At 49.8% G+C, this 241-nt stretch carries 1 protein-coding gene; it reads right to left on the bottom strand.

Annotated features, from left to right (window positions below; genetic code table 11):
- Nucleotides 1-21 precede the first annotated feature (21 nt).
- A partial coding sequence (locus tag ACWGS9_RS36205) for a hypothetical protein (protein ID WP_454509575.1) occupies nucleotides 22-241 on the bottom strand: 220 nt, incomplete at its 5' end.

Raw genomic sequence — 241 nt, 5'->3', positions numbered from 1 at the left:
ATTGTTGGTGTAACAGAACATCTATAAATTGTCCTCCCAGCCTGTGCAGTAAAGAATTCCTCCAGCTCCGCCAGATGACCAGTAAATATTGCCACTCTCCAAAATCATATCCATAATCTGCGCGTTGGAAGCAGCCGTGCCGAGGATATTGTAGGGCGCGGGCCTAAGGGTGTTCGCGCACGCATACCCCGAATACGTATTATTCGGGGCGATATACAAATTTTGCCCGGCGGTCCCATTG

This window comes from Mesorhizobium sp. Arg314 (genome assembly GCF_053714275.1).
The sequence above is the reverse complement of the archived record's forward strand: the minus strand, read 5'-3'. Positions and strand labels throughout refer to the sequence as shown.